We start from the raw sequence: 26418 nt of genomic DNA, 5'->3' as shown, positions 1-26418 counted from the left end.
AAATATATATGCCTACATTTCAGCTGGCAGCAGGAGGAGCATAAAGATCTGCAAAGCCGGACTCAAGCTTCTCTGCGACTGCAAGCAGGCGGCTGTCCTGTCCCCATGGGGCGCAGAGTTGGATACCAAGCGGCGCTCCCTCGGCTGTTGCCCCGACTGGCATTGCGATGGCGCACAGGTCGAGCGTGTTGGCCATGCGAGTGTAGCGGGAGAGGGGAATTTCGTCCTGATCCACCGTTTCCAGCCCCGCAGCCGGGATCGGCGTTCCGGGCAGGAGGATTGCGTCGACGTCAGCCTGCGCCTGCGCGAAGGATTTCGTCATCTCCGCGATTTCCTCCAGCAATGCCCTGTATTTTGTCTCGTCGACATCACGGCCCGCGAGAACCCGTTTGCGAACATGGGGATCCATCGGGCTGGAGGGGTCGCTGGCTTGCTGATGGAAATGTTGCCATGCCTCGAATGCAACAATAGTGCCGTTAAGTTCCTGAAGCCTGAGCAGGCTGGCGGGCAGGGTGACGGGAACCACCCTGTGGCCAAGCGCCGACAGGCGCATCATCAGCCGTTCACGCATATCCAGAACTTCCGGCGCGCAGGGCGCAAGATCTTCCGCGCTGACAACCGCAATGGTGAGGTTCCGGGAGAGCGTCATATCGGGCGCGAATGATCGGCCCGCCATGACTTCGCAGGCGAGGCGCAGATCCGCGATCGAGTTTCCAAGCGGTCCGATTGTGTCGAATGTCGCGGCAAGCGGCGCGACGCCCTCTGTTGGAATGAGGCCACGGCTTGGCTTGAAGCCATGGACCCCGCAAATCGTTGCCGGAATGCGTATTGAGCCGCCTGTATCGGATCCGATGGCAAGGGGTACGAGGCCGGCCGCGACAGCGACGGCAGAGCCGCTGCTGGAGCCACCGGCATACCAGTCTTTCGTGCCGCCCCTTGGGTTGAGCGGGGTGCCGCGGGCTTCGTTGGTGCCCCAGCTGCCCATGGCAAATTCCACCATGTGCGTGGTGCCAAGTATGATGGCCCCGGCAGCCTCCAGACGCTGGACCAGCGGAGCACTGCGCACGGCAACCGATGCGCCATAGCAGCGCGAACCATGCAGCGTTTCCAGCCCGGCAATGTCGATCAGCTCCTTGATCAGCACGGGGATGCCGTGCAGGGGGCCATTTTTTCTTCCGTCGGCTCTTGCCGCGTCGGCGGCTTCAGCGCTGGCCAGCGCTTGCTCTTCCAGCAGCGTCTCCACAGCGTGAAGGCGCAGATTCCGTTCTTTTATGCGCGCCACGCAGAGGCGGGTCAGGTCAAGAGCGCTCAACTGTCCTGCGTCCATTTTCCGCGTGAGGGTCCCGACATCCATACCCAGTCCTCCAAGCAAACCAAGCCGGCAACCACCTTTTGTGCCGGCAGAAATCAGGCAGAGATTAATGGCATTCGGCGCGACAGGTGTAAGAATGAGCAGGCCGATCTGACGCTATCTGACGCTTCTATTGCTGCGAATAACATCAACGGGTGGCGAGTTGTGGCTGGCTCCGCCGGAAGATGGTCTTCATACTGAAACGCATTCGGGAGGACGGAGGACAGAATGACTTTTGCCGCCATCATTGAGCTGGCAGTGAACGGGCTGATTACCGGCATTCTTTACGCACTGGTCGCGCTTGGTATCGCGCTGATCTTCGGCGTGCTGAAGATCGTCAATTTCGCTCATGGTGAATTCTACATGCTCGGCGGGTATGCCGGATATGTTGCGGTTACCCTGCTCGGGCTGCATCCTGCCGCAGGTGTCGTGGCGGGCATGGCTGCCGTGTTCCTTGTGGGAGCTGCGGTGGAAAAGACGCTGATCAAGCCGATACATCTCGGCAAGGTTGAGCGCGCCGACGAATACGCCATCATGATCACCTTTGCCCTGTCCGTTCTGCTACTGAACCTGATGCTGTCGATCTTCGGCCCATGGCCGCAGCGGCCACAGGCGATCTTCTCAGGCGTGTTCGAGTTCGGTCCGGTTCTGCTTCCGGGCGACAGGCTGGCTGCAGCACTGGTGGGCGCGATCATTATCCTGGTGTTCATGGCTGTGTTGCGCTGGAGCTGGATTGGCATGGCCGTCCGCGCCGTCAGTCAGGATCGCGGTGCTGCTCAGGCGTTCGGGATCAACATCGACAGAGTATCGACATTCGCCTTTGCCATCGGCGCAGCCCTTGCTGGCGGGGCCGGGGCCCTGATTGGCCCGGTCTTCAACGTGGTGCCGCAGATGGGGCTTGTTCTGGTGATCAAGGCCTATGTGATCGTCGTTCTTGGCGGCATGGGCTCCATTCCCGGCGCTGTGCTGGGAGCCCTCATACTCGGGCAGGTCGAAAGCTTCGTTCCGATCCTCATCTCCGACCCCGCACGAGGCATGGCTTACCGCGACGCCTACGGCCTGGTGGTCCTTGTTCTGGTCCTGCTCGTCCGCCCGCAGGGTCTGTTCGGTCGCAAGGAGCGCCGCGCATGAAACTCACCGCTCCCTCAAGTTTCATCGCGGTCGCCTTTGTCGCGCTGTGCATGATGCTGCCATTCTTCGGCCTGCCGGAGTACTGGCTCTATGTCGTCAGCATCGGCTTCTACTACGCCCTTCTTGCTTCTTCCTGGTCGCTTCTGGTCGGCTATGTCGGACGCATCAGTTTCGCGCAGGCAGCCATGAGCGGTTTCGGTGCTTATGTGGCACTGCTGACCAGCGCCTATCTCGACCTGTCGCCACTGCCCGGCATCGTGATCGGAGCGCTGGCGGCGGGTGCCGTCGGCATCGTCGTCGGCGCACTGACCCTGCGGCTGCACGGCGCCTATCTCGGCCTCACCACCATTGCGCTGGCGGAAATCCTGCGTATCACCGCAACGGCCGAACACCAGCTCACGCGGGGCACGCGCGGCTATGCTGCACCACCCCTTTGGGAAGGCATCAGCCAGACGGAATATTACTATGTCTTCCTCGCCGTATTGCTGGTCTCGCTGGGACTGATGCTGTGGCTGCTGCACTCCCGTATCGGCCTGTTCTTTCAGGCTATCCGCGAGGATGAAGACGGCGCGGCAAGCCTCGGCGTGCGCGTGACGCTGTGGAAAGTTCTGGCTTTCGCGCTCTCTACAGCCTTCGCCGGGCTGGCTGGCGGGCTCTATGCCCATTTCATCCAACTGATTGCGCCTTCGATGATGTCGATGCAGGAGATGGGCTATGTCCTTTCCATGGCCGTGATTGGCGGATTTGCAAATGTCATTCATGCCGCGCTGGGAGGCGTGTTGCTGCAACTGCTTCTCGAATGGCTTCGTGAACTTGGAGAGTGGCGGCTGGTGTTCTTTGGCGCCGTGGCCATCCTCGTTCTGCGGTTCGCTCCGAACGGCATCTTCGGCACCCTCGACAACTGGGCTTCCAGGAGAGCACGGTAATGGCGTCACAGCTTGAAATCACCAAACTCACCAAGAATTTCGGCGGCCTGCGGGCACTGAAGGGTATCGACCTGTCTTTCGAAAAAGGCGAACTTGTGGGGCTGATCGGGCCGAACGGTTCAGGCAAGACCACTCTGCTGAACATAATCGGGGGCTATTATTCGGCCACCAGCGGACAGGTAAGCCTTGATGGCCAGCGTTGTGACGGCAAGAACCCGGTCGCGCTTTCGCGCATGGGCATCGGCCGATCCTTTCAGGTGACGAAGGTTTTCAAGCGCCTGACGGTGCTGGAAAACCTCATGGTCGGCGCGCTGGCCCATGCGGGAACCTCGCGCCGTGCTGCCGAAGCGCATGCCCGCGAGGTGCTTGAAAGGCTGAAGCTTTCGCGGCTGGCAAACGAGCCAGCGACAAATCTTTCAGGCGGCCAGGCAAAGTTGCTGGAGTTCGGCCGCATCATGATGCTGTCGTCGAAGGTGGTGCTTCTGGACGAGCCCTTCGGCGGTGTCCATCCGGACCTCAAGCGCTTCATGTACGACAAAATCCGCGAATGGAATGCGGGCGGCACGACGATCATCCTCGTCAGCCACGACATGGGTTCGATTTTCGGCCTTTGCCGTCGGGTCGTCACGCTCTCCTATGGCGAGATCATAGCCGACGGAAGCCCGGAAGCCGTGCGCAACGACCCTGCCGTTCTGGAAGCCTATCTGGGGGATCGCCATGCAGCTTGAGGTAAGCGGTGTCAGCGCCGGATATCAGAAGGATATCGATATTCTGCGCGATGTGTCGGTCACGGCGCGTGCGGGAAAACTCACAACGATCATCGGCGCCAACGGGGTTGGAAAATCCACGCTGCTGAAAACCATCATCGGGCAGGTGCGGCCGCATCAGGGCAGCATCCGGTTTGGCGAAACCGATCTGACGCGACTGGAGCCGCATGATCTGGTTGGTCTGGGCATTTCATATGTCGCCCAGCGCCACGCGCTTTTCCCGGACATGACCGTGGCGGAAAACATCGCCATGGCAACATGGTCGTTCCGCAAGGAACGCTCGCGGATGCAGGGGGCTTCTGAACGCGTTTATGAGCGCGCGCCTTTCCTTGCCGAGTTCTCCGGCAAGCGCGCCGGCCTCATGTCGGGGGGACAGCAGCGACTGCTGCAACTGGAACTGGCGTTGCTCGCCGATCCGAAGCTCATGCTGATCGATGAGCCCACCGTCGGCATCGACCCCAAGCGCGCAACCCAGATTTATGATCACCTGCGGCGCATCGTGGAAGAAGATGGACGCACCATTCTCATGGTCGACCAGAATGTGATCGCCGGCGTGGAGGTGGCGGATTACATCTATGTGCTGGAGCTGGGCAGCAACAAGATTGAAGGCGACCGCGCGAAATTTGACGCAGAGTATCGCGACAGCATCGCGGAATGGCTTTTCTGATCGGCCTTCATCATGCCGCCGGGCCACCGCGCTTCCGGCGGCGCGATCAGCTCGCTTCAGATCACGTGTTACAGGGGCGGCGCGTTGATGGGACGCGAGTCCGTGTCCGCACCCGAACGCGTGAGATAGTCACGCACGAACTTGCTGATCTCCCCGGAGTCGATTTCATAAAGGCCGCAGGCACGCAAGGCGCGTGAGCGCTGGACGCTGCGGCCCACATATTCAAGGCATACGCGCGTTGCCATCGGCTCGTGGCTGCTGGTTGCGGAGACGCCCATCGTCAGCCCCGCTAGCCGCGAGACACGGTTCGGATAGCTGATATAGAGCACGGTGTGCGTGAGTTCGCTGTTGGTGATGGTCTCGAAGTCGAGCAGATGCAGTCTGTCGCCGACAGGCATGATGAGCCCGTCATATTTGAACACCTCTGGAGGTCCCGATACGTTGTCCGGATCTTTCAGGCGCTCGATGCGCCGATAGAATGTATATCCGCGCCAGCCATAAATATGGGTGAATGAACGCAGCAGCCGCCCGGGCCGCGTGTAGGAATAGCGGTACTCGTAGTAATAACCGTGCAGGCGCCGCACCTCGGGCATAGATGACGCTGCCTGAGAAAGAAGCTCGCGTAGTCTCGGCGGAACGGCCAGATCCTCGAAAGCCGAATTGCGGCGAAGCGCGATAATGTTGCGGAACTGGTCCGGCGGCATCAGGACCTCGAACTCGTCGACGCCGATGAAATCGCAGATTCGCCGCATGGTGCCGGGCGTGGGGAACGTGGTGCCAGCAAGGTATTTGACGAATTGCTGCCGGTTGATGCCCAGCTTCCGGCACATCTGGGTCACGGAAGGATAATAGCTTGCCGCAAGCCGCAGATTGGTGGAGAGGTTGGCGGCGGCCTGACTATCCTGCATCTTTCTGACGCTTTCCCAGCTGCATGTTGCGTCAAACATAGCCGAGTAATTCATTGAAGGAAATGGGGCCGGTTGCGATGCTCTTGTCCATCCGAACCCTGACCCGAGCCACGCAAGGTCAGGGGTAAACACGGGACCGACAGAGGAGGAGAAAAGATGAGGAAGATCGGAACAATGGTGGCAGCCGCAATGCTGCTGACCGGCACGGCAGCAACGGCACAGGAAACGATCAAGATTGGCGGCCTCGCGCCACTGTCACCTCCGGGAGGCGTACAGACGGGCGAATCCCTGCGCGACGGCATGATACTTGCAGTTGAGCAACTCAATGCGGCGGGTGGACTTCTGGGCAAGAAAGTCGATCTGGTTGTCGAGGACACCTCAGGCGTTCCCGAAAAAGGCGTAGCCGCTTTTGAAAGACTGGCATCGAAGGAAAACGTCGTCGCCGTGACCGGTGAAGCGCATTCCGCCGTGTGCAGCGCGGTTGGGCCGGTGGCTGCGAAATACGACCTTACCTTCGTCGCCGGCGAATGCTGGTCGGATGAGGTGACTGCCGCGAAACGCCCGCAGGTGTTTCGACTGACAGTTGCCAACTCGCTGGTGTTCTCGGTGGCTTCGGACTGGGTCGAAGCAGCCGGCATGAAGAATGTGGTGGTGTTTGCAGAGAACTCCGACTGGGGTTTTGGCGTCATCGATATTTTCACGAAGAACCTTCAGGATAGCGGAATCAACGTCACTTCGTTCACCGGCGAGAACACGACGACCGATTTCACGCCGCAGCTTCTTCAGTTGCGTCGTGCGGATCCCAAGCCTGATCTTGTCGTTGCCGGCTTCACAGGTTCGGCCTTGCTTCTGCTGCTGAAACAGGCTGCCGATCTCGGCATTGCGCCATCTGCCGATACCGCGATCTTCTCAGCGGGTGCCGATGCTCTGGAACCGGAGTTCTGGCAGGTGATGGGTGACAAGGGCGTGCATGTGATCGCCAATCCGGCTGGCCTGCCGGGGCGCCCGGACACGGAAATTTCGCGCGCCTTCTCGGAAGCCTATCAGGCCCGTTTCAACCGTCCTGCCAATGCTGTGGCCATGGAAGGCTATGATGGCGTGATGGTTATCGCCGAAGCGATCCGTGCTAAGAATTCCACCTCTTCGCAGGATATTCAGGCCGGGCTTCGTGAACTGTCCTGGGAAGGTCCGCGCGGCACGATAACCTTCTCTGACAAAACCGATCCGGCGTGGGCCTACCAGCAGTGGATGGGCGTTCCGATCTATGTCATCCAGTACACTGAAGCCAATCAGACCCCAACCGCTGCCGCTGTACTGTGGCCAGAAGCCGAGCGCACGGCGGATGCTCTGTTGCTGAAGCCCTGATCTCATCAGGCCGGGCGGGAGGCGATTTGTGCATCACGCCCATCGTTCCGGAATGTGCCGGGTCAAATCCCGGCACATTCTTTTCTGTACTCCTGCGAGGGTCGCATGCCTGAGCTCTCTCAGCAGAAAGTTCTGAAGCTGGTGTCACCATAGTCTCAGGGGTTGCAGATGGCGGAGAAGGCCCGCCATCTGAATGCATGGGACGAAGACACGCCTGCTTCCTGCCTCGGCAACAGCCCCCCGAAAACAAGGAAGGTTCCGGCTGGACCGGAACCTTCAGAATTTCTAAAGCGCCGAAAACCGGCCTTTGGCACTGTGGACTTCAGAAGCTGCCACGAACGCCGACGCCGAACATGCGCGGCGGGGTCATGGCAGCTTCGAGGCCGCCAATGCCGCGGTTTTCCTTCAGATGGGTCGGCGCGCGTTCATCGAAGATGTTCTTGACGTATCCATAAACCTGAAACGCGTCGGTGAACTGGTAGCTTATACGCGCGTCGGCCAAGGTATACGATCCCACGACATTTATGGGCTTGTTCTCAATGTCGGAATAGTAACCGTCTGTGTGGCGGATTTGTCCGGAGATGGTGAGCTTCTCTGTGGCTTCCCAGCTAGCACCAAGGGTCAGCATGTAGCCGGGCGACTTGGGGAACTCGTTGCCTTTATAAGAAATTTGGGTATCGCCAGCCATTTCATCGATCTTGGTGCGCAGGATGCCCGCGCTTCCCTTGATGGTCAGATTATCGAGGAGAAGATAATCCGCGCCGATCTCGACGCCGTAGGAATGCGCCTTGTCCGCGTTGATCGTATAGGCTGAGTACACGTTCGGAGCTATCTCAGCCGATACGTTGTACTGCGCATTCTTGAAATCCATGTAGAAGAGATTTCCGCTCAGGGCGAGCCTGTTGTCCAGCAGGTTTGCACGCGTGAACAACTCATAATTCCAGATGGTTTCCTCGTTGAAATCGCGCCACTTTGGGACTCCGGGCGCCCGGGTTGCGAAATCCAGCGTCACGCCGCCGGGATTATATCCCCGGCTGATCAAGGCTCCGACGTTCCAGTCCGGCGTTGCAGCATAAGTCAAAGAAAGCTTGGGCAGAAACTCGGAAAACGTCTTGTCGTAGTCGACTGCATCCGCAGTATAGGTAGAAAGGCCAAGACGCTGCACACGATCCTGCTGAAAACGCAGGCCGCCGGTGACAGTCCACTGCTCCGCTAACTTCCAGTTGACTTCACTGAAGAGGCCGAGATTGTCCTTGGTATCGTCAAAGGTTGAGTAGCCGTTGCCCGCGCCCGGGAAAGCACCCGGCAGGTCGAGCTTTTCGTCGGTGCTCACATGCGCGTAATAGATGCCGGCGACGCCGCTGATGACGTCTTCCTGCTCGCCGAAGGTGACACGCGCTTCGTTGGAGAAGTTGGTCTGTTCCACATCGGCCGCGCCGATGCCAGCACGAGGCATCTTGCGGTGGACGGACGAGTCCGAATACTGGGTCTGGTTGTAGAACCTGTAGCCGTTGCCGAAATCATAGCTGATGTCGAGAATGCCGGTGTGTGTGTCCTGCTTCCAGGTCGGCATGGTCGCAGCATAGCTGTTGAGGTCTTCGAACGGCAGGTAGGCGGATTCCTGCGTCGGCCGGTTCGTCTTGTTGAGGGAGTAGGTGAGCTTGGCCTCGAAGCCGGGGATTTCCGACGGCTGCCACAAGAGCTTGCCGCGGGCGTTCAGGGCCTTGAATTCGAGGTCCGTGCCCTCGCCGCTGTAAGCGGAGCTGATGTAGTCGATGAAAGTGTCGCGCCCCGAATAGTCGATGGCGATGCGGCCGGCCAGTTCGTTCTCGACCAGCGGGCCGGAGAGCATGAAGGAGGCGCGCTTCTGGTTGTAGTTGCCGATCTCGGCCTGATAGGCGCCTTCGCGGGTGAAGGTCGGATCCTTGGTGTTGACGATGATGGCGCCGGCGATGGCGTTGGCGCCCTGCGAGGTGGTCTGCGGCCCGCGGAACACCTCGATCGAATCGAGATCCCACACCGAGGTCGCACCGAAATAGGACTCGTTGTAGTTCAGGTAGTGGCCATCGACATTGATGGTAGCGCGCGGCACGGTGCCGGCGAAGAACGCGCCCGCGCCCGTATTGGGGCCTTGCCCGTCCAGACCGCGGATCACCGGAATGCCGACCGTCTCGGTATAGATGACGTTCGGCACATCCGACACCACTTCGGTGACGGTCGCGTTGCCGGTCTTTTCCTTCTCGATTTCCCTGGCCGTCTTGATGGCGACGGAGGCGGCCGTGTCCTTCAGATCGCGCGTCACCTTTTCACCGGTGACGGTGACGGTATCGAGCACGATGACATTGCTGGAAGCCCCGGGGCCCGAAGCCACCGCGCCGGAAGCGGCAGCTTCCTGTGCGGCAGCCGACGAAACCGCGGCAAGAGACAAGATGGAAAGCGCGCTGGCGCCGTGCAGCAATTGTGCCACAAGCCTGGATGACATGAGACCCCCGATCCCGGAATGGAAATCGCTGGCTGGGCGTGAGGCGTGGCTGGCGATGATGTGAAGCGATGCGTTCCACAATGCATAGCGCATTCCGCCTGTCAACATAACGGGCCGGAGCGGATGGCTGCGCCGGCTCATTGCCAGCGCGGGTGTGGCACCCACGCCACGGATTGATTGCCGTGCGGAAGCGTCCTAACCTTGTCTGCGCCGCCGCCTCGGGAGGCCCTGTGGGGAGATGCCATGGGGAAGACGCCGAGGGCTGGACGCTGGCGCATTCGCATTCCTGAAACGGTTGACATGAACATCTTTTTTGCCGCCACCAAGCTTTCCAGGCCAGGCCGAGGCCCAATCCGTGAAGCCTGAAGACTTCGCGGACAGGGAGGAAGACAAGGCCCGCCGTTCGACCACGATCCAGTCCGTATCGATCGCCGCCCGCTTTCTCGACATTCTGGCGAAGGCCGAGGGCCCGATGCCGCTGGGCGAGATCGCGCGCTGCGCCGGCACCAGCACCTCCACCGCCCATCGCTATATGCAAAGCCTCGTTCTCGAAGGGCTGGCGGCGCAGGACAAGATCACGGCGCGCTACGATCTGGGGCCTTCGGCACTCCACATCGGCATCGGCGCGCTGCGCCGCATCCAGCCCGTGGACATCGCTTCGCGCCTGATGAAATCGCTGGCGGCGCGCATCGCGGCAAGCTGCGGCGTGGCGATCTGGACCGAGCGCGGCCCGACCATCGTGCGCTGGTATCGCAGCTCGGATTTCGCGGTGAGCACGGTTTCGCTGGGCGATGTGCTGCCGCTCGACAACACAGCAACAGGACTGGTCTTTCAGGCCTGGTTGCCGCCGGAGCGGATCGCGGCCGCACGCCGGATGCAGCCGCCTTCGTTTCGCGGCTCCCCGCCGGAGCCGGAGGTTCTGGAACAGGTACGCCGCGCGGCAGGCGCGGACCTGTCCGAACACCTGTTTTCGCTGCTTACCGGCAAGGCGGCTCCGGTCTTCGATGCCCAGAACGAGATCGCCTGCGTGGTGACCACCGTTTCCTTCATCGAAGCGGCGAAAGCCGAAGACCACCGCGCAGCCCTTTTCGATGCAGCGAAACAGGCTTCGCGCGAAGCTGGAGGCATCTGAGGAACCGGCTGGAACATCGGTAATTCAGATCGTTCTTTGTGCGTCCGGGCGGACGCAGGGCGATCTGACGCGCTACCGCATTCCCAGATGGTCGCGCAGCGTGGTGCCTTCATAGTCCGCGCGGAACAGGCCGCGCCTGACCAGCTCCGGCACCAGTTCGTCGAAGAACAGGTTCAGAGATCCGGTCGAGCCACCCGGCAGCGCGATGAAACCATCCATGGCGCCGGCCTCGAACCATTCCGCGATGTCGGCGACGACGTCTGCCACCGTGCCGACCGACACCCAGTGCGCGGAGCCGACCACTTCCGGGCGCGCCAGCACCTCTTCCAGGGTCGGGTCGTTCTCCTCGATGAAGCGCCGCAGGAGGTCGGCATGGGTGCGGCTGCGCACCGGCGCCTGCCGCTCGGGCAGCATGTCGGGCGTGATCCTGTCGGCGGGAGCGAGATGGGAGGCGTCGAGCCCGATCACCGTCCTGAGCTGTTCCAGACGCCGTTCCCTGGTGAGATAGGCATGGGCGCGCGCATGCAGCTCCCACGCTTCCTCGCGGGTCGGCGCAAGGAAGAAATAGAGCCCGGGCAGCACCCGCACGTCGTCGGTGCGGCGGCCGAGGCGTTCAGCGCGAATGCGCAGATCGGCGCGCAACTCGATGCTTGCGGCCATGTCGGGCGCCGCGGCAAAGGTGGCATCGGCCACCGAGGCCGAAAATTCCCGCCCGATCTCGGAGGCGCCGGCCTGAAACAGCGGCGGCGCTCCGGCCTCATGAGCGAGAACGTTGAGCGGACCCTTCACGCTGAAGAACTCGCCCTGATGGTCGATTGCCCGCGCGGCGGATTTGCCGCTGCCGTCGCCGGCCGGCGGATAGCTCTGCCAGAGCTGGCGCACCACATCGGTGAATTCGGCGGCCTTGCGGTAGCGCACTTCCGGCGACGGCATCGGCGCATCGCCGAAATTCTCCGCACCCTCGATGGAGGTGACGATGTTCAGCCCCGCGCGCCCCTGGCTCAGCCAGTGCAGCGACTGGAGCTGGCGGGCCACGACATAGGGCGGGTTGAAGGTGGTGGAAGCGGTGGTGACGAGGCCGATGCGGCTGGTTTCGCGCGCCATGGCGGCAAGCAGGATGTTCGGCTCGAAGCCGACGCTACCCGGAGAACCGCTGGCGAGAGCCGGGTTGAGATAGAGATAGTCGACCTTGAAGACGAAATCGAGTTTGGCCGCTTCGGCCCTCTTGGCGAGGTCGATATAGAAGGCGGCGGGGTCCTGCGCCGACGGCGCCTCGCCGGGTTCCGGGCGACGGCCCTTCAGCCATGTCGGTGCAACGCTGAAGCCGATGTGAAGCTTTTTTCCGCCGCTCAAGCTCGCTTCACTCATCAAGAAGCCTCCCGGGGCTGGTTGCCGTGCCGGCCCTTCGGCACGATCAGCGGCGTTTGCGACACCGGATCCGCGATGATGACGCAATCGAGACCGAACACGTCCCTGACGAGCTTCTCGCTGACGATCGCCGATGGCGCGCCTTCCGCCACGATGGCACCGTCCCGGACGGCGACGAGATGAGAGGCATAGCGGCAGGCATGGTTGAGATCGTGCAGCACCGCCACAACCGTGCGCCCCCTGCCGTTGAGATCGGCCAGAAGGTCGAGAAGCTCGATCTGATGGGCGATGTCGAGGAAGGTCGTCGGCTCGTCGAGCAGCAGGATCGGCGTTTCCTGCGCCAGCACCATGGCGATCCACACGCGCTGGCGCTGGCCGCCGGAAAGCTCGTCGACCAGCCGGTCGGCAAGGCCGTCAACCCGCGTCGCCTCCATGGCGCCGGCGACGGCCGCCTCGTCCGCCTTCGACCATTGCCTCAGGAACGACTGGTGCGGATAGCGTCCGCGCGCCACCAGATCGGAGACCGTGATGCCGTCGGGCGCGATTGAGCTTTGCGGCAGAAGGCCGAGCCGGCGGGCAACTTCCCTGGCCGGTAGATCGCCGATGCTCCTGCCGTCGAGAATCACCTGCCCGTGCGCCGGGGCCAGCAGGCGCGACAGGGCACGCAGCAGCGTCGACTTTCCACAGGCATTGGGGCCGACGATGACGGTGAACGATCCGTCGGGGATGGCGACGGTCAGCCCGGTCGAGATGGTGCGCTGATCATAGCGCAAGGTGACGTCTTCGGCATGGAGGCGGTGCGTCATGTTGGGAACCAACGGATTTTCAACTTTCCTGTACGCAGCGGAATAGCTGTATGCATGGGCTCTGTCACTGCCATTGCCGACACTGGCCTTCCAAACAGTATTGCATTGCGGAATGCAATCCGTAATGTGGAACAGGAAGCTCAACTTTGCTGGAGGCGTCCGGGCACCACCCGCCCGCATCGGCTGGTCCGGCATCCGGAAACAGCACATCCGGTCGTGACGCGGTCTCTCGCCGCCGCGCCGGCTTTACCTGCAGGACCGTCAGGAAAACATGCCATGAACGCCACATCGAAGGAAGTCGTCGAGGATCCGAATGCGCGCCTCGAACAGGACGATCACATGCGCGGCATGGAACATGCGAAGATGACGGTGGAAGGCATCACACGGCCCTTTGCCTCCGTTGCCCGCGTGGTTGCCCGCATCGATCCTTCCGATCCCGCACCATGGCGCCTGCCCAATCTCGCCCTGCGGCTTCAGGTGGAAACGCCTGCCGGCCAGCGTCCGGTGACACGCATCTACACGGTGCGCTCCTATGACGAGGCGAGCGGCCTGATCGAGATCGATTTCGTCATCCATGAGGATAAAAGCCCGGCCATGGACTGGCTGGCGAGGGCGCAGCCCGGCACCGTCATCGGCTACACCGGGCCGCGGCCGCATTTCGTGCCGGCCTGGGAAAGCGGGCGCAAGGTCGCCATCTTCGCCGACGAGACGGCGATACCGGCGGTCTATTCCATTTTGCAGAGCTGGCAGGCGGGCATCGAAGGCGTGGCCTATATCGAGACGGCCGACCGCGCCGCCTTCGACGAGCTGCCGGCGGTGGAAGGCGTTTCGCTCAACCTGCTGCTGCGCGGCGCCGACGAGGCGCCGGGAACCACCGGACGGCTGGTGGCGGCGGCGAAAGCAATCCCCGATCCGGCCGGCTGGACGGTGTGGGTCTCCGGCGAACGGCAGGAGACGCGCGCCATCCGTCGTCATTTCTCCGAAACCTGCGAACTGCCGAGGGAAGATGTGCGCGCCACCGGCTACTGGAGACGCGGCGTCAGCAGCTCGGAAGTGGACCGGATGCGCCTCAGGCACTATGAGGAGGTCATCTCGCAGGGTGGGGGCCTGCGCGAATTCGAGGATCTGGACGTCCAGATCTGAACGAAAAGCGGAAACGCTCTGGAAAACACCTGTGCCGCAGACCGAGAGAGTGCCGATGAACGCCGAGAAGATAGTCGCCGCCGCCGCTTTCGCGGGTTCCCTTTTGCTGTCCATGCCTTTCGTGCAGGCGCAGGAAGAAGGCTGGCCGCGCACGGTCAAACATGTGTCGGGAGAGCTGACGCTTGCGGCAAAACCTGTGCGCATCGTGTCGACCGCACCCAGCCTCACCGGCATATTGCTGGCCATGGATGCGCCGCTGATCGCCAGCGCCGCGACGACGCCGAGCTCCATGACCGACGACAAGGGCTTCTTCCTGCAATGGTCCGGCGTGGCGGACGAGCGTGGCGTCGACATTCTCTACCGGAACCTGAATTTCGACATCGAAGCGGTGATCGGCTGGGAGCCGGACCTGCTGATCGCCTCGTCCTCCGGCGCCGACAGCGTGATCCAGCACTATGGGGAGCTTGAGGCGCAGGGCATACCCACCTTCGTGATCAACTATTCCAACCAGAGCTGGCAGGACATGGCCATCCAGATCGGCGAAATCGCCGGACTGGAAAAGGAGGCAGCGGCGGCAATCGAGCGCTTCGACACCCATGTGGCGGAGGTGGCGGCTTCACTCACGAAGGAGAAGGGCACGGCCAGCATCGTGGGCTACAATATTGGCGCGACCTTTTCGATCGGCCGCCCGGAGAGCCCGCAGGCGCGGCTTCTGTCCTCGCTCGGCTTCGAGGTCGAGGGCATGCCGCAGGCCAACAGCGGCGACGTCACGCGCCGCTCCGATTTCGATTTCATCTCGCGCGAAAACCTGTCCGCCGCCATCACCGGCAATACGGTCTTCCTGCTGCGCGGCACCGATGCCGACGTCGAGGCATTTCTGGCCGACCCGGTTCTCGCCAACCTGCCGGCAGTCAGGAACAAGCGGGTTTACCCGCTGGGCCCGACCTCGTTCCGCATCGACTATTATTCGGGGCGGGAGATGGTCGACGCGGTTGCCCGGCACTTCAGGTAAATGACGTCTCCCACCCTGTCCCCGGCAGCGCGCAGGCGAAGAAGCCGCAGGCTCGGCCTTGTCGTCGGCTGCGCGCTGTTGATGTTTGTCATAGCGGCAAGCCTTGCCATCGGCTCGCGGCCGGTGCCGCTGGGGGTGGCGCTGGATGCACTGCGTTCGTTCGATCCGACGAACGACCTGCATCTGGTGGTGCGGGAACTGAGGATACCGCGCACCATCGTGGCGCTGCTGGCGGGAACCGCACTCGGCGTTGCAGGCGCCATCATGCAGGCGGTGACGCGCAACCCACTCGCCGAACCCGGCCTGCTCGGCATCAACGCCGGTGCAGCCGTTGCCGTGGCGGTGGGCGTTCTGGTGCTCGGCCTCACCTCCATGTCGCAATATGTTTGGCTTTCCTTCCTCGGCGCGGGACTTGCCGGCACGGCTGTCTTCATACTGGGGCAGGCGCATGAGACGGGCACCAATCCGGTGCGCCTCGTGCTTGCCGGGGCCGGCCTGTCGGTGATGCTGGCCTCCATCACCAGCATGATCATCCTCAACGCCCCGGTCACGGTTCTCGACGATTTCCGCAACTGGGCCGCCGGATCGGTCGCAGGGCGCGGCTATGATGTCGCCGCCATTCTGGCGCTGTCAGTGGGCGTCGGTCTGGTGACAGGTTTTTCCATTGCCGGCAATCTGAACGCCATGGCGCTGGGCGAAGATCTTGGCCGCTCTTTGGGCGTCAGCCGTCACCGCACATGGATCCTCGCCTGTATCTCGGTGATGCTGCTGGCCGGATCGGCAACGGCGGGCGCCGGCCCAATCGGCTTCGTCGGCCTCGTTGCGCCGCAGGTTGCGCGCGCCGTAACCGGACCCGACTATCGCCTCATATTGCCCTATTCTGCACTGTTCGCAGCCATTCTTCTGCTCGGCGCCGATGTCATCGGGCGCATGATCGTGCCGCCGGCGGAGATTGCCGCCGGCATCGTCGCCGCGCTGATCGGCGGGCCATTCTTCGTGCTCATCGTGCGCCGTTTCAGGCTGGCGCGGCTATGAGCGCCGCATCGTCCTCCGCGCTGCGTGTCGGGCCCCTGTCGGTGCTGCTGCGCCCGCGCGCCGTCGTGGTCTGCATCGTGCTTTTGCTTGTCGCGCTGGCGCTTGGCATCGTGCTGCTCGGCACGGGGACATTGCCATTCAGCGCCAGCGAGGTGATCGCCGGTCTCTTCGGCACCGGTGATAACGCAACCGCCGAACGCGTCATTCTGCGCGTGCGCCTGCCGCGCCTTGTCACTGCCATCTTCGTCGGCGCATCGCTCGGCATGGCCGGATCGATCTTCCAGTCCATCTCGCGCAATGCGCTGGGTTCGCCCGACGTCATCGGTTTCACCACGGGTGCGGCGACCGGAGCCATCGTGCAGATCATCCTGTTCAATGCCGGCCCGCTGCAGACCTCGCTGGCGGCGGTGGCGGCAGGGCTTGCGACGGCAGTCGTGGTCTTCCTTCTGTCGATGAAGTCTCGCGCCACGGGCGGCTACCGGCTGGTGCTGGTTGGCATCGGCGTCGGCGCCATCCTGTCCGGCTTCAATACCGTTCTGCTGGTGATGGGCGATCTCGAACAGGCGATGTCGGCGCAGATGTGGCTTGCCGGATCGCTCAACACCCGCACCTGGGCTCACGCCATACCGGCGGCACTCGGCTTCCTGATCGTCCTGCCTGTGGCCATCCTGCATGCCCGCCGCATCGACCTGCTGGAAATGGGCGACGATACCGCAAAACAGCTCGGCGTGCGGGTCGAGCCGACACGCCTTGCCATGGTCATGGCGGCCGTGGCGCTGACGGCGATTGCCACCGCCGCGGCCGGCCCCATCGCCTTCGTGGCACTGGCAGCCCCGCAGCTTGCGAGGCGGCTCACCGCCTCACCGCAGGTTCCGCTCCTGTCCGGGGCGATCATGGGCGTGGTGCTGTTGCTGGCCGCCGATCTTCTCAGCCAGCGCCTGCCGCTCAACGCGAACATGCCGATCGGCCTGACGACAGGCCTGCTCGGCGGGCTCTATCTGCTGTGGCTGCTTTCCCGCAGCCGCAGGATCTGATCTTTCGACCGATCCTGGGCGGAGGATTTATTCCGCGGGCTCGAAGGCGAAAGGCTTCGAATTCTCGAATTTCGCGGAAACCTCGCCGCTGAAAATATGGCTCTGGTTCTGGCCGAGATCGAGCTTGCGCACTTCAGCCCCTTCCGAGAAGTCCAGCTTTTTCAGGTCGACCCAGAACACGTTCGGCGAATAGACCGACTCGAAATAGTAGAGCATGTCCTTGTGGTCGGCCACGGTGCGCCAGCGCGTGGTGGACAGGTTCGGCTGGTCATCGATCGAAATGCCCCATGGTGCGGATGCATTGCGGATGACGCTGAACACCGCCGCTGCGGCCTCGCGCATGTCGCTTGTCTTCGGAATGGCGTTGATGAGGAAGGAAGCGCGGGCGAAGCGGTCCTCGGCGCGGCTGGTGCCGGGCATGAACACGTTGCCGGGCACCTTGCCCCAGTAGCGGGTGACGGCCAGCTGATCCTCGAAGCGCGGCTCGTTGGTCATCACCTGATAGTCGCGGCTGTGGTGGATATCGAGCTTGCCGTCGATCCATTCGAAGATGGCGCTGTCGCCACTGGCGTCGGAGAGCGACAGATGCAGCGTCGTCAGCTTGCCCGGACGGCCGGGGACTTCGCCGGTGGCGGGATAGAGTGGCGTGGTGCGGGCATGCTCGACCGCTTCGGCGACGGTGGCGAACTGATCGAGAAAATACTGCGCCCAGATCGACAGCGAGATGCGTGGCGTTTCGCCATCGTCCTTCGGATAATCCGCATTCACCAGCCAAAGCACATTGGCGACCAGCCCGGCCTCGTTCATGCCGTCCGTGGTGGAAATCTCATAGCCGGAAACGATGACGCTGCCATAGCGCGAGGTCCATTCGGCGGAGCGCGGACCGGCAACGCCATTGCGCTGCATGCCGCGCGGAAACACCCACAGGTTGGAAACGATCTGGTCGCGCCAGTCCATCGAGCGCGCGGTGAGATTGCGCCCGTCGAGCCCATGATAGACAATGCGCGTGCAGGCTTCGGCAAGATTTGCTGCCACAAGCGTGGCGGCGAGGAACGTGGTGGTGAAAAGCCTTGTCTTCACGATAGGAACTCCTGTCTGGAACCAGATCTTCAGGTTGAGAATCTGTTGCCAATACTGCCTGAAACCCGCCGGGCCGCAAGCGAGAGTGCTTGCCGCTCATCCGGGTTCATGATCGCAAGGTTAATCGCTGGCATAGGCCTCGTAGTGCGGGTCCGCAAGCTGAGGGGTAGCGCACCTTCACCGATCACCGCAATGAGGACCGTGTACTTTCTCGGGCCCTGCAGGATCATGATAGCCTCATTCGTTATCCGTTCAGCGGTTTCGGAAGCCGCGGTCTGGCTGCCATCATGGCCCGGCCTCTGATCACACTATACGCCCGCTTCCGTCTCCGCACGCCGATCCCGCAAGGGCAGCGGGCTGGAAGGCTCGGATTGGTTCAGAAATCAGCCATACCCCTGTCATCAACCTGTCACCCGAACGTGATGAACAGCGATGTGATGACAAGCACACAGGCAGGTGATCAGGTGGTGAGGTACACTGCATTGGCAGGATACGGCTATGGTCGCACGGAACGAACCTCCATAATCTGCCATCAGCATGTTCATTGCCGCCATGTTCCAGTGTTTGGTTACTGGAGTGTGCCATGATCCGGAGCGGACGGGTTCTGATTGTCACCGACGCATGGCATCCCCAGGTCAACGGGGTGGTGCGCACCCTTTCCAAGCTGGCCGAAGAACTTTCCGTGCTGGGCGTGGAAACCTGTTTTCTCACGCCCGAGCGCTTTCGTTCGTTTCCGATGCCCTTCTATCCGGACATCAGGCTGGCGCTGGCGACGCCTGGCCGGATCGCCCGGGAGATCGCCGAGACCGCGCCCGATTTCATTCACATCGCCACCGAGGGACCCCTCGGCCAGTTCGCGCGGCGCGCCTGCCGCAAGCAGGGACGTGTTTTCACGACCAGCTATCATACCAAGTTCCCCGAATATCTCAGCGCCCGGCTGCCGATTCCGGAAAGCTGGACCTACCGCAAGCTGCGCGAATTTCACAATTCCGGGCAGGGCTGTATGGTTGCGACGGCCTCGCTGGGCCGCGATCTCGAAGAGCGGGGATTCAACAATATCCGGTTGTGGACCCGCGGTATCGATGCCGAATTGTTCCATCCGGCACAACGTCGTGAGCCTGACCTGCCGCGTCCGGTTTTTCTGTATGTGGGCCGAGTCGCCGTAGAGAAGAACATTCCCGCTTTCCTCGATCTCGATCTTCCCGGCAGCAAAGTTGTGGTCGGCGACGGGCCGGAACGCGCTGCGCTGAAGAAGCGCTACCCGGACGTGCATTTTGCCGGGGTGCTGTCGGGCACGGAGCTTGCCGCCGCTTATGCCTCGGCAGATGTTTTCGTCTTTCCCAGCCGCACCGATACGTTCGGCAATGTGCTTCTGGAAGCGATGGCAAGCGGTTGCCCGGTCGCGGCTTATCCGGTCACTGGTCCTGTCGATATCGTCACGCAGGGAGGCGTTCTCGACGAAGATCTGCGTGTGGCGGCGATGCAGGCGCTGGATATTTCGCGAGAAGCGGCGCGCGCCAATGCCCTGACCTACAGCTGGCCTGCCTGCACCCGCCAGTTCCTCAGCCATCTCAGCCCGGTCACAGGTGACTGCGCGGCCACGCAGATGGTTGCAGCGGCGACCTGACCATTTCCGTGCCTTGCGGGAATGTTGTCCGATGCCGGGCGCGAAGACCAGAGCCAATAACAATGAGGGCGCCCGATGAACATCGCTGTCGTCGGATTGGGATATGTCGGTCTTTCAAATGCGGTGCTGCTTGCGCAAAAGCACTCCGTTGTCGCGCTGGATATCTCGGCTGAACGCGTGGCGCTTCTGAATTCCGGCATATGTCCGGTCAAAGATCCCCTGATAGACCAGTATCTGGAGGAGATGGCGCTTGATCTTCATGCGACTACCGACAGCCAGCGCGCCTATGCGAATGCCGGGATCGTGATCGTGGCCACCCCGACCAACTACGACCCCGTGACAAACCAGTTCGACACTTCGACCGTCGAGGCGGTGATCGATGACGTGAACAGGACCAACCCTGCGGCACTGATCGTTATCAAGTCGACCATACCGATCGGCTTCATGGAGCGCCTGCGCGCCAATACCGGTTTCGGCAATGTGATATTTTCACCGGAGTTTCTGCGCGAGGGACATGCGCTTTTCGACAATCTGCACCCGTCGCGCATCGTGGTGGGGGAGCGGTCGCAACGAGCTCAGGGTTTTGCCGATCTGCTGCGCGACTGCGCGCTAGACAATGAGGTGCCGGTTCTGCTGACAGGACCGGGCGAGGCCGAGGCGATCAAGCTTTTCGCAAACACCTATCTCGCCATGCGGGTGTCGTTCTTCAACGAGCTGGACAGCTTCGCTCTGGCTTCCGGTCTCGATTCCCGCCAGATCATCCATGGCGTGGGCCTCGATCCCCGCATCGGCAACCACTACAACAACCCTTCCTTCGGTTATGGCGGCTATTGTCTGCCCAAGGATACGCGGCAATTGCTGGCTAATTATTGCAACATACCCCAGAACCTTATCGGAGCGGTCGTCGACGCCAACACGACGCGCATGGATTACATGGCGCGTTGCATTCTGGATCGCCGCCCCCGCAGCGTCGGCATCTATCGGCTCGTCATGAAGACCAGCTCCGACAATTTCCGCAGCAGTTCCATTCACGGAATCATGGAGCGGCTTGAGGCAAGAGGTGTTGCCCTTACGGTCTACGAGCCCCTGCTGCCGGAAGGAAAGTTCTCCGGCTCAGTCGTCACGCACGATCTGGCAAGCTTCAAGAGTGACGTTGATCTGATCGTTGCCAATCGTCTTACGCAGGATCTGTCGGACGTTGCAGCGCGGGTGTTCAGCCGCGATCTTTTCGGGGCCGACTGAAAAGTTTCGGCGCGGGCTCCCTTGCCCTGTGTTCACACGAGGGAAAATGTGTCTGCGCCTGGCTCGATCAGGCGCGCCGGATCGTGGCTGATCTCTACCAGCGCGAACCCGTCTTCGCGCCGCCGCCGCAGGATCAGATCGCGCGCGAATTGCCAGCAGCGTGGATCGAGGCCGCTCAGCGCCTCATCCAGCAACAGGATTTCGGGGCGCACGATCAGGGCGCGGATCAGGGCGGCGCGCTGGGCCTGTCCCTTGGAGAGGCTGCCGGCGGGACTGTCGCCAAGGCTGCCCATGTCGAGCGCTTCAAGCATGGACCTTGATTCCTCTATTGCTTGCGGTGCGACGAACAGGAGGTTTTCCATCACCGAAAGGCGGGGCAGCAGGCGTGATTCCGCGAACGCCATGCCGATCCGGCCGGGCAGCACGGTGACACGCCCCAAGGTGGGCTGTTGCAGTCCGGCGATCACGCGCAGCAGGCTGGTCTTGCCCGCACCGCTCGGGCCGGTCAGGCGCAGGGCTTCACCCTTGCGGACCGTCAGCGACAGATCGCTGAAGGTCGGGGTCGGACGTCCGGGGTAATGCAGCCCGGCCTTTTCGGCGGCAAACAGGATCACGGCCGGCTCCTTTGCCGCAAAAGAAGGGTCAGCATCGCCTCGACCAGTCCGATGAGGACCAGAATGACGATGACCAGCGCGAAGAGGCGATCGGTCTGCAACCAGCTCTGCGCCCTCTGTACCGCGGCGCCGAGACCCTCGGCTCCGGAGAGGAGCTCGGTCAGCAGAACCACCCGAAGGGCATTGGCCGCCGCGATGCGCAGGGCCGGGCCGAGCGCTGTCCATACGGCAGGCAGGACGATGTGGTGCAGGCGCCGGCGCAGAGGCACGCGGAACACACGCGCCATCTCGGCCAGTTGCGGCTCGATGGCGCCCATGCCCTCGGTGATGGCGATCTGGAAGACCGGCAGCAGCAATATCGCCACGGTCAGCACCACGGTGACGCTGCCGCCATCGAACCAGAGAATGCACATGATGGCGAGGATCGGCGCCGGGATACCCATCATGATCAGCCGCATCGGCGCCAGCAGCGCCGAGACGACCGGCCAGTGCCAGCCGGCCAGACCCAGCGGCGCGCCAAGGGCGAAGGCCAGCGCCAGGCCGGCCACGGCACGGCCAAGGCTGGGTAGCAGCATGTCGGTCCAGAAGTCGCGGTCGCAAACCAGCAGCCAGAGCGCATCCGCAACCGCCACCGGGCCGGGAAGGATCGCCGGCAGGCTTCCTCTGGCCGCCAGCGCCCACAGCACGATCATGCCGGCAAGACCTGCCAGAAAAGCAAGCTGGCGGGTCATTGCCCGTAGAAATCCGGGCCCGGCATCTTGCCGCCGATCGCCGCCGGTTCGATAGCTAGGATTTCGGCATAGAAGGCGGCCAGTTCGGCTGCGTGATCCGGCATGGGCAGGTCCTGCGCTTCGATCCGGGCAAAGCCATCGCCGGCTTTGTCCATGCCGGGGAAATGCAGGGCAAGCAGGGCGGAAGCCTTGCCGGGATCGGCAGCGAGTGCTGCGAATGCGGCGCGGTAAGCCTCGCGGATTTCCGGCCGGTCCTGAAAAGCGGGATTTGCGATGACGACACCCGCCGGCGGGCAGACGGCAAGCTGCGTCGCCTTGCGCCAGAGCACGCACAGGTTGGCACGACGGCGCAGGTCGGGATCCTGCGCCAGCGCCAGCGTCGCCATCGGCTCCGCCAGCATGGCGGCATCGACACGGCCCGCCAGCAGAAGCTGCATGCCGGCAATGTGATCGCCGGTGTAATGCGGCTGCCAGCTTTCGGGGCCCGGCGCGCCGATGCGGCGCATCATGAGGTCCGGCAGATAGCCCTTGAAGGGAAGCGCCAGCTTTCCACCATGCAGATCGGCCAGCTGTGCAAGCGGTTCGCCCCGGCCGACGATCGCGATGCTGTTGCCGGTGGCGGTGGCCGACAGCACCCGCAGTCCGATGCCGTTCGCCGCGAAGATCGCCGCGCTGGGGGAGGGGGCCACCGCCATCAGGGGCTCGTCCGCCATGAGCGTCTTGCGCAATTCCTCGGGGCTCGCCCAGGGGCGGAAGGTGAAGGTCACCCCCTCGACCGGCTGGCTTTGCGCCAACGCGATCAGCGGCGCGCTCTCCCAGATCGGCGGCCCGGACAACAGGATGTCTTCGGCCAGCGCCGGCAATGGCAGGAGGGCGAACAGCAGGACAAGAAAGCGCATGTCAGGTCTCTTTGCGGGCGGCATCCAGCCGGAAGCGCCCGAAGGGAGTGGAAAGAGATTCATGTGTTGCGCCGCCGAGGCCGGCGGCAGCCATGGCAGTGGCGATCTCGCCTTCGGTGAAGGACACGTCGCCCTGACGCAGGGCTGGCAGAAGCCGACCGAGCACATGTTCGGGCTGGCCTGTGCGATCCGGCGTCAGCGCTTCATGGAAGCTGACCAGAACGCCGCCGGGAGCCAGCCTGTCGGCCAGCCGGGCCATCAGCGCCGCCAGCCCTTTGTCATGGAAATAGAGCGACATCGAACACCAGATGATGTCGAAAGGCCCGGCGGGCAGGCTGTCATTGTAGGTGCCCGGCACAACGGTGAGCGGCAGATCGTATGCTTCGTGTGCGATGCGCGAGGCCACCGGCGGCAGGTCGAACAGGGTGATCTCCAGATCGGGGCGAAGGGCAGTGAGCCGCCGCGCCAGAACCGCCGATCCGGGACCGACCTCAAGCAGGGTTCGGGCGTGCGGCCATTCGGGCAGGCCGGTCAGGCAGGGTTCCATCGTGTCGGCGGCGATGGCCCGGTGAAAGGCAGCCAGCGAACGGTGGCTCGCATCCCAGTGCGCATCGTCGAAAAGACGCTTTCCCGATATGGGCGCCTTGCCGGCGACAAGATCGGCGAATTGGTTCAGACCGGCGTGGCGCGTCCCGGCCATCGAACGCAGGGTCTCGTTCATGTTGCGCGCGCTGCCGCTCGCAACGAAAGGCAGGATGTCCGCAGCCGTGCGAAAGGCTGTGCCTTCGGCCTCCATGAAACCCGCCGCGACCAGCGCGCGCAACGCAAGCGCAAGCGTATCAGCGGGCAAGTTCATGCGTTCGCTCAGATGTTCCGGCGTCGCGGGATTTTGGCAGAGATCGAACACGCCGCTGTCGAGCGCCCACTTCAGCAACTCATAACGGATCGGGCCTTCCAGAGTTTCCAGAAGGCGGCCGACACCCGTCAGCCTTTGTGCGCTCACCATGTCTTGCGCCAGTTCAGGCCGATGGTGCGGGGGCTGCCGTCCTCGACCACCACGCCGCGCATCGTGCTTGCAGCCGCGCTGTAATATTCCTGATCCAGCAGGTTTCTTGCCCAGAGCGTCAGCTCTCCGAAGCCGAATTTGCGGGATATTTCGGCATCGACCGTAACAAACCCCTTTTGCTTCACGCTGTTGCCGGGATCGAACCAGTAGCTGCCCGAGCCATGCACACCGACACGACCGCGCCAGACCTCGCCCTGATGCGACAGCGCCAGACCCCAGGTGAATTCCGGCGCCATCGGCAGGGCATTGCCCGACCAGTCGACCGGAACCAGCGAGCCGGTACCGAGATTCATCGAGGTCGTCTGGAAGGAAGTCGCCCGCGCCCGCTGCCAGCCGGCATTGGCGGCGAATTCCCAGCCCTGTCCCAGCGGCGTGGTCAGCTCGGCTTCGATCCCGTAGCTCTTCGCCTTGCCCGCATTGGAAATGTATTGCGCGGCACCCGGAATGGTTTCGGTGATCTGCTTGTCCTTCACCGTGGTATGGAAGGCCGCGAGGCTGAAGAGCGCGCCGTTGGCGAATTCGTGCTTCAGCCCGATCTCCCCGTTCCAGCTGTATTCGGCCTCATAGGACAGGCTGTCGGCACTGTTGGCGAAGCCATAATTGTAGCCGGCCGGCATGTAGCCCCGCGCATAGCTCGCATGGAGCGTGGTTGTGTCGAACAGATCATAGGCAAAGGTCAGCTTCGGCAGCAGCGTCGTGGAGGAATCGTCACCCCCATAGCGAAGATTGGCCATTGGCGAACTGAACTGCTGCCACGCATCCGACGAGATGTGATCGACACGCATTCCCGCGCCGATGCGGGCCCGGTCGCTGAAGGCATATTCGGTGAACCCGTAGAGGGCCGCACCCTTCTGGTCGATTTCGGTATGCCGGTCGGTCGACATCGCCCCGAGATTGAAATCGGCTTTCGTGCTCTGGCTGAAGACATTGACGCCGAGCGTCCATTTCAGCGGGCTTTCGCCGGTCGATGTCAGGCGCACTTCCTGCGAAATAGTGCGGTCCCGGACATCCATCTCGGTGACGCCGAGCGGAAGCGGCGAGCCATCGAAGTCCAGCACGAATTCGCGGTCGAATGTGGTGAAGCCGGTGATCGTAGTCAGGTCGAACCCGTCGAAGCTGGTTCCATACTGAAGCGCGTTGATGGAGCTGCGACGGGTTTCCCATGACGGATCGGAATAAACGCTTTCATAGCGGCCGGTGGCGAGGGGGCCGGAAATGTAGCGGAACTGTTCCTTGTTGAATTTCTGGTCCTCGGCTACCGTCGTCAGCCTCAGATAGCCGCCGTCCGCCAGGTCCCATTCCACACCGCCAAAGCCCGTCACCCGGCGGTTCCTGCCGCCGTCATCCGCTCCGGTGACCGGATTGTGGATCACCCCGGGATCGCGGGCGAAGTCCACGCCGAGGGAGATTGCCGGGCCGCCCGGCACACGTCCCGACCACAGCACCGAGCCATTGCCGCCGAGCGGCGAGGCGCCGGCATCCGAACCGGACAGGCCGATGTTCACCTCGCCGCCCTCGCGGCTGCCGGGGGTAATGGTGTCGAAGCGCAGCAAACCCGCCTCCGAATTGCGGCCGAAGGTCGTGCCTTGCGGGCCTTTCAGCAGCGTCACCGATTCCGCGCCGAAGAAGTGCGGAAGCTGGATCGTGCCCATCGGCAGCGGCACACCGTTCACCAGATAGCCAACCGGATCGGACAGCGCATTGTCGAAGGCCGACATGCCGCGCACCACAAGGCGCTTCTGGGAGTTGGCGCGCTGGAATACGGTATTGGCCGAACGCGCTGCAACGGCATCGAGATCAGGGGAAGCGGGCTGCGCCAGCACTTCGGCGGGCAGGACGGTTGCCGTCGCCGTCGCCTTGCGAACCAGCTCTTCCCAGTAGGTTGCGAAAATCGTGATTTCACCAAGCTGGATGGGGTCTTCCTCGGCCGAAGCCTGAAACGGAAGCAGGGTCATTGCCAGAGCGGTGGTCAGGCTGAAGATTGCGACGCGGGAAAGATGATTGCAGGGCATGATGGGGGCTCCTTCTGCCG

At 62.7% G+C, this 26418-nt stretch carries 23 protein-coding genes; 12 read left to right on the top strand and 11 right to left on the bottom strand.

The genetic code is table 11. The features are described from left to right. Positions 1-19 precede the first annotated feature (19 nt). Positions 20-1312, bottom strand: coding sequence for an amidase (locus MIC97_RS23040; RefSeq protein ID WP_239802234.1), 1293 nt, complete (start codon positions 1310-1312; stop codon positions 20-22). A 267-nt stretch (positions 1313-1579) separates the two neighbouring features. Here MIC97_RS23040 and MIC97_RS23035 point away from each other — a divergent pair, with 267 nt between their 5' ends. Genes MIC97_RS23035 through MIC97_RS23020 form a run of 4 tightly spaced genes read left to right on the top strand, consistent with a single transcriptional unit; the run spans position 1580 to position 4842 of the window. Beyond that, the gene (locus MIC97_RS23035; protein WP_239802233.1) at positions 1580-2482 is read left to right on the top strand and encodes a branched-chain amino acid ABC transporter permease; all 903 of its coding nucleotides are present in this window, start codon (positions 1580-1582) and stop codon (positions 2480-2482) included. Beyond that, positions 2479-3408, top strand: a complete 930-nt coding sequence (locus MIC97_RS23030) for a branched-chain amino acid ABC transporter permease (protein WP_239802232.1) — start codon at positions 2479-2481, stop codon at positions 3406-3408. The genes MIC97_RS23035 and MIC97_RS23030 overlap by 4 nt, the downstream gene beginning before the upstream one ends. Next, positions 3408-4136 (top strand): ABC transporter ATP-binding protein, encoded by a 729-nt coding sequence (locus MIC97_RS23025; protein ID WP_239802231.1) that lies wholly within the window; start codon positions 3408-3410, stop codon positions 4134-4136. The genes MIC97_RS23030 and MIC97_RS23025 overlap by 1 nt, the downstream gene beginning before the upstream one ends. Then, on the top strand, positions 4126-4842 hold the full coding sequence (locus tag MIC97_RS23020; RefSeq protein WP_239802230.1) for an ATP-binding cassette domain-containing protein: 717 nt from the start codon (positions 4126-4128) through the stop codon (positions 4840-4842). Before MIC97_RS23025 ends, MIC97_RS23020 begins: the two co-directional genes overlap by 11 nt. A 68-nt stretch (positions 4843-4910) precedes the next feature. Here the strand turns inward: MIC97_RS23020 and MIC97_RS23015 are convergent, their stop codons facing one another. Then, positions 4911-5750, bottom strand: coding sequence for a helix-turn-helix domain-containing protein (locus tag MIC97_RS23015; protein WP_239802229.1), 840 nt, complete (start codon positions 5748-5750; stop codon positions 4911-4913). A 156-nt stretch (positions 5751-5906) separates the two neighbouring features. On the opposite strand from MIC97_RS23015, the gene MIC97_RS23010 reads away from it, so the two are divergent. Continuing rightward, on the top strand, positions 5907-7115 hold the full coding sequence (locus MIC97_RS23010; RefSeq protein ID WP_239802228.1) for an ABC transporter substrate-binding protein: 1209 nt from the start codon (positions 5907-5909) through the stop codon (positions 7113-7115). 322 nt (positions 7116-7437) lie between these two features. Here the strand turns inward: MIC97_RS23010 and MIC97_RS23005 are convergent, their stop codons facing one another. Continuing rightward, complete coding sequence (locus MIC97_RS23005) at positions 7438-9597, bottom strand: TonB-dependent receptor (protein ID WP_239802227.1); 2160 nt, start codon at positions 9595-9597, stop codon at positions 7438-7440. Between the two features lie 355 nt (positions 9598-9952). Between MIC97_RS23005 and MIC97_RS23000 the strand changes: the two genes are divergently transcribed. Then, positions 9953-10729 (top strand): IclR family transcriptional regulator, encoded by a 777-nt coding sequence (locus MIC97_RS23000; protein WP_239802226.1) that lies wholly within the window; start codon positions 9953-9955, stop codon positions 10727-10729. Positions 10730-10801: 72 nt separating this feature from the next. Here the strand turns inward: MIC97_RS23000 and MIC97_RS22995 are convergent, their stop codons facing one another. Both MIC97_RS22995 and MIC97_RS22990 read right to left on the bottom strand, forming a co-directional pair. Further along, positions 10802-12097: an NtaA/DmoA family FMN-dependent monooxygenase gene (locus MIC97_RS22995; RefSeq protein WP_275592573.1), complete on the bottom strand. Its 1296-nt coding sequence runs from the start codon at positions 12095-12097 to the stop codon at positions 10802-10804. Further along, positions 12097-12903, bottom strand: a complete 807-nt coding sequence (locus tag MIC97_RS22990; protein WP_239802225.1) for an ABC transporter ATP-binding protein — start codon at positions 12901-12903, stop codon at positions 12097-12099. The genes MIC97_RS22995 and MIC97_RS22990 overlap by 1 nt, the downstream gene beginning before the upstream one ends. A 276-nt stretch (positions 12904-13179) precedes the next feature. On the opposite strand from MIC97_RS22990, the gene MIC97_RS22985 reads away from it, so the two are divergent. The 4 genes from MIC97_RS22985 to MIC97_RS22970 are packed head-to-tail and all read left to right on the top strand — an operon-like array spanning position 13180 to position 17127. Next, complete coding sequence (locus MIC97_RS22985) at positions 13180-14046, top strand: siderophore-interacting protein (RefSeq protein WP_239802224.1); 867 nt, start codon at positions 13180-13182, stop codon at positions 14044-14046. Between the two features lie 55 nt (positions 14047-14101). Then, entirely contained in the window at positions 14102-15058 is a 957-nt protein-coding gene (gene fepB, locus MIC97_RS22980) for a Fe2+-enterobactin ABC transporter substrate-binding protein (RefSeq protein WP_239802223.1), read from the top strand. Next, the gene (locus tag MIC97_RS22975) at positions 15059-16093 is read left to right on the top strand and encodes an iron ABC transporter permease (protein ID WP_239802222.1); all 1035 of its coding nucleotides are present in this window, start codon (positions 15059-15061) and stop codon (positions 16091-16093) included. It begins immediately after the preceding gene. Then, positions 16090-17127, top strand: a complete 1038-nt coding sequence (locus tag MIC97_RS22970; RefSeq protein WP_239802221.1) for an iron chelate uptake ABC transporter family permease subunit — start codon at positions 16090-16092, stop codon at positions 17125-17127. The genes MIC97_RS22975 and MIC97_RS22970 overlap by 4 nt, the downstream gene beginning before the upstream one ends. Before the next feature lie 27 nt (positions 17128-17154). Here MIC97_RS22970 and MIC97_RS22965 read toward each other — a convergent pair whose 3' ends face one another. Continuing rightward, entirely contained in the window at positions 17155-18207 is a 1053-nt protein-coding gene (locus MIC97_RS22965) for a linear amide C-N hydrolase (protein ID WP_239802220.1), read from the bottom strand. Between the two features lie 583 nt (positions 18208-18790). Between MIC97_RS22965 and MIC97_RS22960 the strand changes: the two genes are divergently transcribed. Both MIC97_RS22960 and MIC97_RS22955 read left to right on the top strand, forming a co-directional pair. Beyond that, positions 18791-19834, top strand: coding sequence for a glycosyltransferase family 1 protein (locus tag MIC97_RS22960; protein ID WP_239802219.1), 1044 nt, complete (start codon positions 18791-18793; stop codon positions 19832-19834). Between the two features lie 75 nt (positions 19835-19909). Further along, positions 19910-21076, top strand: coding sequence for a nucleotide sugar dehydrogenase (locus tag MIC97_RS22955; protein WP_239802218.1), 1167 nt, complete (start codon positions 19910-19912; stop codon positions 21074-21076). A 32-nt stretch (positions 21077-21108) separates the two neighbouring features. Here the strand turns inward: MIC97_RS22955 and MIC97_RS22950 are convergent, their stop codons facing one another. From MIC97_RS22950 to MIC97_RS22930, 5 genes are read right to left on the bottom strand one after another with little or no spacing between them, the layout of a single operon-like run. Next, positions 21109-21690 carry an ATP-binding cassette domain-containing protein gene (locus MIC97_RS22950; RefSeq protein WP_239802217.1) on the bottom strand — a complete coding sequence of 194 codons (582 nt, stop codon included), beginning with the start codon at positions 21688-21690 and terminating at the stop codon, positions 21109-21111. After that, complete coding sequence (locus tag MIC97_RS22945) at positions 21687-22421, bottom strand: ABC transporter permease subunit (RefSeq protein WP_239802216.1); 735 nt, start codon at positions 22419-22421, stop codon at positions 21687-21689. The genes MIC97_RS22950 and MIC97_RS22945 overlap by 4 nt, the downstream gene beginning before the upstream one ends. After that, positions 22418-23320: a PhnD/SsuA/transferrin family substrate-binding protein gene (locus tag MIC97_RS22940; RefSeq protein ID WP_239802215.1), complete on the bottom strand. Its 903-nt coding sequence runs from the start codon at positions 23318-23320 to the stop codon at positions 22418-22420. Before MIC97_RS22940 ends, MIC97_RS22945 begins: the two co-directional genes overlap by 4 nt. Position 23321: 1 nt before the next feature. Then, entirely contained in the window at positions 23322-24326 is a 1005-nt protein-coding gene (locus tag MIC97_RS22935; protein ID WP_239802214.1) for a class I SAM-dependent methyltransferase, read from the bottom strand. Beyond that, complete coding sequence (locus MIC97_RS22930) at positions 24320-26398, bottom strand: TonB-dependent receptor (RefSeq protein WP_239802213.1); 2079 nt, start codon at positions 26396-26398, stop codon at positions 24320-24322. Before MIC97_RS22930 ends, MIC97_RS22935 begins: the two co-directional genes overlap by 7 nt. Positions 26399-26418: the final 20 nt, after the last annotated feature.

The sequence above is a fragment of the Aquamicrobium sp. NLF2-7 genome, assembly GCF_022359935.1.
Taxonomy (GTDB): domain Bacteria; phylum Pseudomonadota; class Alphaproteobacteria; order Rhizobiales; family Rhizobiaceae; genus Mesorhizobium; species Mesorhizobium lusatiense.
Note: the sequence above shows the minus strand (reverse complement) of the source record. Positions and strands in the feature narration are given on the sequence as shown.